This window comes from Desulfomarina sp., from assembly GCF_054039375.1.
This window is the reverse complement of sequence record NZ_JBPLBA010000065.1, coordinates 1-6,080: the sequence shown is the minus strand read 5'-3', so window position 1 is coordinate 6,080 and position 6,080 is coordinate 1. Positions and strand designations below refer to the sequence as shown.

Below are 6,080 nucleotides of genomic sequence, written 5' to 3'. Positions count from 1 at the left end.
ATCAGAGCCGAATAGAGGCTTTTGCCCTGGAAAACAAGAATATATGATGTCAAAGAGCAATATAGTGGAGAAAAATCCACCTCCATCGTAATGATGGAAATAAATGTGAAACTCTAAACTTTAGTTTCATACGTAATCAGGTTATTTTAAAATTTGACCCGGCAACACCCAGGTAGAACGCTCATTGCCAGTGAACCCCAGGGTGACCCACAGCCGGATTGGGAATATGCCTGCTTTAGCAGGTTGACTTATCCCTTTTTATTCAGTACTGTCTTTCCCATCATACAATTGGAGCTGATTTTGCTTTCAGAAATTTGATCTGTCCTCACATCATGTTTCTGTCGGAAAATTGTTGAACACTCACAAGGTATGCCTTGAAAAGTTTAAAAACGCATCATATCAGTTATATGTCGATGCCGTTAACTCGTGCCTGCCCATAGTTGGTCTTTTTGCCCGATATCTGCGTTGCCCGAAAAATTTTACCCCAGGAATATCATTTATATGCCTGCGGTAAAATTTCCCGTGCGCCTTGATCTCGAACAAAAATCCTCATTTCTGGACAGACACTGAGTTGACAGCATTGAGTTATATGCAATTATTTTCCATTTCTCTGTGAAACGGGGACAGGGCGAAAAGGCAATTTTTCAAGGTGACCATAAAACAAACAGGAGGTCACATTGATACGGGCACTGCAGGCTGGTTTCTTTCTTTTTTTATTTTTCTTCATTCCTGTAACACAACTTTTTGCGGCCTCCATGGGGATTGTGACGGGGAGCACTAAGGGTACATATTACCAGTTCGGCCTGAACCTGGCCTCACTGCTGGAGCAAAATGGTATATCCTTGAATGTTTCAGCGTCAAATGGATCCGTAGAAAATATCTATGCTGTCTATAAACGGCCCAATACCCAGTTGGGCATTGTCCAGGCTGATGTTCTCGCCTTTGTTTCCAGAGTACAGACAGATCCGGTTCTAAAAAAAATAGCTCAAAAAATCAAAATGGTATTTCCGCTGTATAATGAAGAAATCCACCTTATCGGCCAGAATGTTCTTCATGGCTTCCCGGATCTCCAGGGGAAGAAAGTTGCGATTGGCAAAGAAGGGAGCGGAACCTACCTGACCGCACAGCTTCTCTTTGAAATATCTGGAGTTCAGCCATCAGAAAAAGTAACAATCGGGACGAATGATGCACTTCATGCCTTGAAAGAAGGCAGTATTGATGCCATGTTCTATGTGGCAGGCTATCCGGTAAAACTTCTCAGCAGCGAAATAACAGATGAAGACAACCTGTCCCTGCTGACGATAAAGGACAAGGCGATTACCAGCTTCTATCCTCAAACAACGATCCCTGCTGAAACATATCCCTGGCAGCAGGAAGATGTTCCCACTGTTGCAGTTAAGGCAGTCCTGATCTCGTTCAATTTCCGCTATACCAACTGCCAAAATGTTGGCCGAATAGGTCAATTGCTCTATGAAAACATTGATTGGCTGAAACAACACGGTCACCCCAAATGGCTTGCAGTTGATCTCAATTACCCGTTGAAAGGCTGGCAGCAATATGACTGTGTGAAAAACAGGCTTACACATATGGCCCCTGCTTCAAGAGAACCTGATGAGGTAAACCCGATTCTTCAAGCGATCAAAGGAGTTCTTCAGGAGTAATTACAGTTCAGAAGCATAAAAACCATAGAGTTGTCACCCAATGCCGCTACTGGTGCCTGTCCATAGTTGTTCTTTTTACCCGTTATCTGTGCTACCAGAAAAATTTGAATTTTCGTTCGAAGTCAAGGAAAATGGAAATTAAGCAAAAAAAGAAACAACATCCAGGGATTATTATCATTTTCCATGTATCTTGAATTCTATCATCTCAACAGAGCCCCTTTTCAGATCTGCAACGATCCTGCATCTCTGTGGGAAGGAAGAAATTACACCTGCTCCCGGGATATTATCAACTACTGCCTGATGAATCCCGGCAAGACAGGTCTCATTACTGGAGATACCGGGACAGGAAAAAGCTATGTAGTCCACGCTCTTGTAAAATCCCAGGCTCAGAATATATTGAGCGCGGTTATTTCAAATACTGATTTCACTGTCGAGGACTTTTACCACCAGGTGATGTATGCCTTTCAACTGCCTCCCCGGACGGATAGTCGCCATGAAATAATAAAATTCTTCACTGAACGGGCTGCAAAAAACTCCCAAACGTTATTGGTTCTGGATGAAATTCAACTTATTTCCCCGGAATTAACCACCGAAATATTACAACTTGCAGAAATGCAGAGCAGTAGCCCGTTCGGGGTGAGTATCTGCCTGGTTGGTCAAACAGCAAATTCAGCAATAGAAGAGTCTGTTCGGAACCGATACCATTTTGTTCCACTTTCACTGGATAAGACGACCCAATACCTGAGACACCGCCTGCATATTGCCGGTGCAACCAGAGAGATTTTCACCAGGGACGCTATTTCGGCAATTTACAGATGCTCCAGAGGCTATCCCGGCATGATCAATGCTCTCTGTGACCTGGCCCTGTATTTCGGGTGCAGTGAACAAAAGGTGATAATCGATGGGGCGGCAATTCAGCAGACAATAGAGAAATTTCATTTTTCAGAAAAACAAAGCAATGAAATAGAACCACAAAGACCAGCACACCGGGCCGATACAGCGGATAAGAGTCAGAAAACCGGACATTTTTTTATCAAACTCTGTATTGTTGCATTGGCACTGTCCCTGCTGGCCGGTGGATGTTATCTGTACTATCAAACCAATCCGGAGTTTGTCGATAACTCATCAACCCGGTTGAGCGACACTGAAATACTTCCCCCTGTCAATACCATCTATCCATTGCCAGCTCCTGCTCCTGATCGTCAGGACAATAATTTTGATGCAGTAGGATATCCATCAGAATACCGTCCTGAAAAAAAACCTTTGGACATGGCAACAACTTCAACTTTTCCTGCCGGCAGCACCAGGGAAAATGGCTGGAAAAAAACAAGCCCGGACAAACAGCCAGTGTGGAGTTGAGTAAAATTCCAGTTCCTCGCTCAGACACCAAATTGGATATTGTCCGTAAACATAAAGAAAACGTCGAAAAGAAAAAGGATCAAATCGAAAAATCTGCCATAACTCCTCCTGAAAAAATACCGGCTACACGTCCTGGTAAAACAACTTTTCCCCGCCGAAAACCTGTTTTTGCTCCTCATTCCTCTCTTCCGGAACGGCCAGACAAACATCGCACGGCCCATGAAACACCGTTAGATCCCAAGGAAAAAGCGACATCGGACACCCAGCCAAACCCTATGGATCTGATCGACTGGTTATTGAAAAAAAAGAAGAAACAATAAAGCAGGAAAGGTTCCTGAAGTTGTTGTGGCCGTGACCAGTTACAAATTCATTGATAATCTGAAAATATAAATTAATTCAGTTGTAATTTTCTCGATCATATTTTATATGTTTCTATCAATAGAAACCAAAGGGGATTATGGACGCCAGGAAAGAACTGATGCAGATAGTGGCAGAGCTGAAAGATGTGGATGACATGGAGCAGTTGTGGACCGAACTCCTCACACCAAAGGAGGTGGAAGCTCTTTCTCTCAGGTGGCAGCTCCTCAAGGAACTGCACGAAGGAGAACCCCAGAGAGCCATAGCAGCGCGACACAAAATCAGTCTCTGCAAAATAACAAGGGGATCAAAGATACTGAAAAAAAAGAACTCGGTTACTTTGAAACTTCTCGACAAATATTATTCGAAAAAGGAAAAAAGAGATGGGTAACGATATTAAAAAAATGGCAATGCCGGATGAAAAGGGCTATTTCGGTGAATATGGCGGCAGTTTTATCCCGCCGGTACTGGAATCAATACTTGATGAGATTACAACGGCCTATAGCGAAATTTCCAAAGACCCGGATTTTCATGAGGAACTCAATACCCTCTATCAAGACTACGTGGGCAGACCCAGCCCCATCTTTTACCTGAAAAACCTCTCGGAAAAAATCGGTGGAGGTAAAATTTTCCTTAAACGCGAAGACCTCAACCATACCGGAGCCCACAAAATCAATCACTGCCTGGGAGAGGCTCTTCTCTGCAAGAAAATGGGCAAGAAAAAAATCATAGCGGAAACCGGAGCTGGGCAGCATGGTGTGGCCCTGGCTACCGCTGCTGTTCTTGTCGGCCTTGAATGCGATATTTACATGGGCGAAATCGATATCGTCAAAGAGCACCCGAATGTCATCAGAATGAAGATCCTCGGCGCCAACGTCATTCCCGTTGACCGTGGCACCAGAACGCTCAAAGACGCGGTGGATGTAGCCTTCGAAGCCTATCTTGAAGACCCCGTCAACCAGCTCTACGCCATCGGTTCTGTTGTCGGCCCCCATCCATTCCCCATGATGGTCCGTGATTTCCAGTCAGTTGTGGGCCGTGAAGCAAAGAAACAGTTTCAGGAACGCTACGGCAAGCTGCCGGACAACCTCGTTGCCTGCGTTGGTGGCGGCTCAAACGCCATCGGCCTGTTCAGTGCATTTCTAGAAGATGAAGATATTTCAATTTTTGGTGTGGAACCGTCGGGCAGAGGTTTTGATGATGGAGACCACGCCGCAACCCTGACAAAAGGAACACCCGGCGTCCTCCATGGATTCAAATCCTATCTCCTCCAGGACGAAAACGGTGAGCCCCTGCCTGTCTACTCCGTTGCGTCAGGTCTGGACTACCCTGGTGTCGGACCTCAACACAGCCTGCTGAAGGATATCGGTCGAGTGCAATATGTAACCGCCAGCGACAAGGAAGCGATTGACGCCCTTTTCCAGCTGTCCCGCACGGAAGGAATTATCCCTGCCATCGAAAGTGCCCATGCCATGGCTTTTGCCGAGAAACTGGCCAGGGATCTGAGCCCGGACCAGACCATTCTCGTCAATCTCTCGGGCAGAGGTGACAAGGATATAGACTTTGTTGTTGAACAATACGGTAAAGACTACGGCCTGTAACAGGTAAAAGGTATTACTCACAGGCAGTCCACCTTTTCACGGTCTTTTTTGCCCGCCGCACAGGAGTTGTGCTACAGCGGACAAAAAAGGCTGTAAAAATTTATGACACCTGTGAGTAATTACTATTTTTCTTGAATGGTCCTGCAGTGATGAGTAAAGTTATTTATATTAGTTCTTTAATTTCTTAACTTCTCATGAGGCGGCCATGTCAATAGTACTGTTTGATGACGGAAATCATAAATGCATTAAATTTCACGACCTTACTGATTCAGGAGAAATTCAATCGAACCAGTTTCTCATCCTGGACAACAAGAGGGGGCTGCTCCTGGATTGCGGGGGGTATCGGGTTTACCGTGACCTGCTTGGAGCAATTGCTCATTTTATCCCAGCCGGCTGTCTCGATTATATATTTCTCTCCCACCAGGACCCCGACATAGGTTCCGGCCTGAACCTCTGGCTGCCGATCTGCAAGGCACAGATCATGATTTCTTCCCTCTGGGCCCGTTTTATTCCAGCCTTCTGTGTCAGAGGACTGTCGGAAAAAAGAGTGACGACCATTGACGATTCGGGAATGCGTTTTCAACTGGGGAACAGCAGACTCATGGCGGTTCCGGGACATTTCATGCACTCTCCCGGTAATTTCCACCTCTATGATGAAACTGCAAAAATCCTCTTCACCAGCGATCTTGGCGCATCAATCAACCCCGAGCTGGAACAGATTTCAACGGGCGAAGAATTTGAAAACCATATTGCATCCATGTCGGGATTTCATAATCGATACATTCCCAGTACTCTTCTCTGTCGGAAATGGGTAGAGATGGTGCGGAAACTGGATGTGGAAATGATTGTGCCCCAGCATGGCGCACGATTCTGCGGCAGGGAAATTGTCGAAAAGTTTTACAGATGGGTTGAACAGGAGAAAACAGCAGTTGATGACTTTGCCGATAACCTCTTCAAATTACCGGAGTAACATAATTACTCACAGACTTCTGAGGTAGTCTGTCAACGTTAAAATCATTCGCTGAGAAAATTTATCCACAGTGTTTTAACCATGTTATCAACAGAGTTATCAACACCTAACGTGGGAAAATCGGGCTAAATA

Annotated in this window: 6 protein-coding genes; all 6 read left to right on the top strand. The window is 45.3% G+C overall.

Annotated elements, in window-relative coordinates; all coding sequences use genetic code 11:
* Positions 1 to 677 precede the first annotated feature (677 nt).
* The 6 genes from ACXLDX_RS03635 to ACXLDX_RS03610 all read left to right on the top strand — a co-directional run bounded on the left by ACXLDX_RS03635 (position 678) and on the right by ACXLDX_RS03610 (position 5,948).
* Positions 678 to 1,661 carry a TAXI family TRAP transporter solute-binding subunit gene (locus tag ACXLDX_RS03635; RefSeq protein ID WP_457575830.1) on the top strand — a complete coding sequence of 328 codons (984 nt, stop codon included), beginning with the start codon at positions 678 to 680 and terminating at the stop codon, positions 1,659 to 1,661.
* Between the two features lie 183 nt (positions 1,662 to 1,844).
* Positions 1,845 to 3,020: an ExeA family protein gene (locus ACXLDX_RS03630; protein ID WP_457575829.1), complete on the top strand. Its 1,176-nt coding sequence runs from the start codon at positions 1,845 to 1,847 to the stop codon at positions 3,018 to 3,020.
* Positions 3,011 to 3,340, top strand: a complete 330-nt coding sequence (locus ACXLDX_RS03625; RefSeq protein ID WP_457575828.1) for a hypothetical protein — start codon at positions 3,011 to 3,013, stop codon at positions 3,338 to 3,340. The genes ACXLDX_RS03630 and ACXLDX_RS03625 overlap by 10 nt, the downstream gene beginning before the upstream one ends.
* A 137-nt stretch (positions 3,341 to 3,477) precedes the next feature.
* Positions 3,478 to 3,768, top strand: coding sequence for a Trp family transcriptional regulator (locus ACXLDX_RS03620; RefSeq protein ID WP_457575827.1), 291 nt, complete (start codon positions 3,478 to 3,480; stop codon positions 3,766 to 3,768).
* Complete coding sequence (trpB, locus tag ACXLDX_RS03615; protein WP_457575826.1) at positions 3,761 to 4,978, top strand: tryptophan synthase subunit beta; 1,218 nt, start codon at positions 3,761 to 3,763, stop codon at positions 4,976 to 4,978. The genes ACXLDX_RS03620 and trpB overlap by 8 nt, the downstream gene beginning before the upstream one ends.
* 205 nt (positions 4,979 to 5,183) lie before the next feature.
* Entirely contained in the window at positions 5,184 to 5,948 is a 765-nt protein-coding gene (locus ACXLDX_RS03610; RefSeq protein WP_457575825.1) for an oxygen-binding di-iron domain-containing protein, read from the top strand.
* Positions 5,949 to 6,080 lie beyond the last annotated feature (132 nt).